Origin of the sequence: Zavarzinia sp. (assembly GCF_049306435.1) — a bacterium.
Classification (GTDB): Bacteria; Pseudomonadota; Alphaproteobacteria; order Zavarziniales; family Zavarziniaceae; genus Zavarzinia.
In genome coordinates this window covers 1-2,691 of sequence record NZ_JBAQRT010000109.1, presented here as the reverse complement: position 1 = coordinate 2,691, position 2,691 = coordinate 1, and the positions used below count along the sequence as shown (strand labels likewise).

Annotated in this window: 1 protein-coding gene and 1 pseudogene; one reads left to right on the top strand and one right to left on the bottom strand. The window is 39.1% G+C overall.

Features of this window, described 5'->3' with window-relative positions:
* Window positions 1–406 (bottom strand): annotated as a pseudogene (locus WAZ62_RS05860) (IS1380 family transposase); the annotation flags it as partial.
* A 148-nt stretch (window positions 407–554) separates the two neighbouring features.
* On the opposite strand from WAZ62_RS05860, the gene WAZ62_RS05855 reads away from it, so the two are divergent.
* On the top strand, window positions 555–2,333 hold the full coding sequence (locus WAZ62_RS05855; RefSeq protein WP_422642577.1) for a hypothetical protein: 1,779 nt from the start codon (window positions 555–557) through the stop codon (window positions 2,331–2,333).
* The last annotated feature ends 358 nt before the right edge of the window (window positions 2,334–2,691 follow it).

The following is a 2,691-nucleotide window of genomic DNA, read 5'->3' as shown; positions in this document are numbered from 1 at the left end:
CCGGGGTGTAGCCACAGTCCAGGGCACCGAAGTCAATGGGCTTGCCGGCAATGCGCTGACTCAGCAGACGCTGGTTGATCTGGGGGATCAGATCAAACCACTGCGCGGCAAAGGAATCGAAACGTTGACGCAAGGTGGGGCTCGAAGGCACGTGACGCAGGTCCAGCGCGCGTTTGAAGAAGTCGTTGTCGCGGAAATTCTCGATAGCGTCAAAGTCGTTCTTGCCCAGACTCAGCAGCGCGATGTACGATTTGAGGACATCGCTGTTGGCGATACCAGCCCGGATGGGAAAGGCGCAATCGAGCAGGGATTTGAGTTTGGCGGACTTGAGATATTGGCCAATCAAAGCCAAACCGGCGTGAGAGCTGAGGTCGTAGGGGAGCTTTTTGATAATGAAGTCGGTCATGATCGTATTCACCTTCTGGGTGAACAGCATTTTACACCTAAGTCATTGATTTGTATTAATAAATCAGCTTTTTTTGCTATGAAGTCACGGATTCAGGTAGTTATTAAAAATCAATTCTATAAACAATATTAAATAATATTATATCAAAATGGAAAATAAAAAAATATACAATAATAGTTATTTGGATAAACCATCTTTGGCCATCCAAAGGCGAGGGTTGCTTGTCGCCATAATTTTTTTGGTGCTAATAATATTAAATGGTATCTTTTCAACATGGCCAGAGGTGTATGGTTTTAAAACAAATCCAGCATCGTCGTCACTTAGTCGATTAATAGAAGCCCCGATACATTTATCTGATGATGTCATGATATCACTTCGATCTGGATACATACTAAAAGAAACGGGAATACCATCTTTTAACATAAAAGATATCGCTCAGCCTTCTACATCATATGTTTCTCCCTATCTATTTGCTTCGTTGCTGTATTTTTTACCAGAAAATATAGCGGTATTAACTTATTCCATGCTTGGTGCTGCCGCAGTAGCAGCCACTTTTTGTTTTATATTTTATTATTCGAGATCTAGATTGAATGCGCTAATAATTATTGGCGCGTTATTCATTACAAAAACTAATTTATCATATTCTATGAATGGATGGGATCATCTATTTCAGGCGTTATTTTTAGTGATTGCAACTTGTTTTTCATTGAAAAATTTAATAAGCAATAGAGATTTATTTATAGCTGGTTTATCGTTGGCGTTAGGGTCACTTTTTCGGCCTGATGGAATCATAATAGCCTCTGCTATTTTTTTAGTTTTCTACTTTCAAATAAATAACTTTCGGAGAATTTTTAAATATTTATTTTTGCCATTTTCAGTGATATTATCAATATTCTTAATATTGAATTACTTTCAATTTGGCACCTTTGTGCCGACAACTGCCAGGCTTAAAGTTGGATCATCACCATCTCTTTTTTATGCAATTAAATATGCCATTAGCAATGGATTATTCCTATACACAGCACTTACTGTTTTTTTAGTTGAGATATTTTTTGTATTTTTCTGGAAGGGATTTTTTTTAAAAAACAAATCTATCTTAATAGTATATGGATGTTTGCTCACAGGCGCAATTTCTTTTTATAACAGTGATGTTTTTTCAGGAGCTAGAATGTTTTGGTTGCCTGCATCCGTTGTTGCAGCTTTAGTAGCGATTTCAGCCCCTAGTTTTTTTGTTTTTAATCAGGGAATACCTCTTGAAAAATTAAATATTTCGCAAGACTACTCTATTAATATTCGCAAAAATAGGTTCAATTTTTTTAACAAAATTTTAACAAACCGCAGTATAGCTGCATCAGTTTTATTTTTATTTTTGGCTATTTTTCTAGGTAAGTCATTAATTGAGAAAGCCCAACAATCTGTTATTTCATCTGGCACAGTTGGCGGTTCACCTACGGCCCAGCAATACGTTATCGCTAAGTGGATCGATGATAATTTAGAGCCAAAAGATGGAGCTGTAGGATTTTTTTATTTGGGTGTAAGTTATCATCTTCCCCGTTTTGAGATTGCTGATTTTCTTGGGAAGGCAGACGAAGTCATTGCATCATCTAAAGTAAAATGGGGTCCACCTGGTCATAATAAGTGGGATATTGAAAAAACATTAAATAAATGGAGTTTACAAGCCATAGTTCCTCCTGGTCCATCAGATCCAAATATAGAAGGATCGTTAGATGCTGCGCGAAAAGCTTTGGCAGAAAAACGTGATTTCGGTTTTTCTCCTGCCTTGAGGGTGAGTCAAAATGTATCTGAAAAGTTTGTGTATTGCTACGTCCCAGAATCTTTTAGGGGCGTATCGGATAAATGGGGCTTCTATTTAAAGAGAGATATTGCAAAAAACCATTCTGCCTTGACTTGTGACCAGCCAAAATGATCTTCGATTCAAGCTTTGGAATCAATCGGATAAGTATGAATCACCAATAAAGTAAGCGGTCATATTCGTCAATAAAACGGTCGTTTTCTTGACACCAAGGAACCATGCTCTGCAGCCGCGCTTTTTAGGGTGGTTCGTGTTCATCAACTCATTCGAAAATCAAAGTGAAACAAGCGTATGAGTTACCCACCCACTGATTTGGACTTCCCGTAACCTGCCATTCGCGACTATGCGTAAATTGGGGTCAGGTCTTGCAATCCAGCGGGCTTCGCGTCATGCGCCCGGCAACATGCTAAGCTTGTGCCCATGAAACTCCTACTCAAATGGCTGCTCAGTGCCGTCGCCCTGCTCTGTGTGG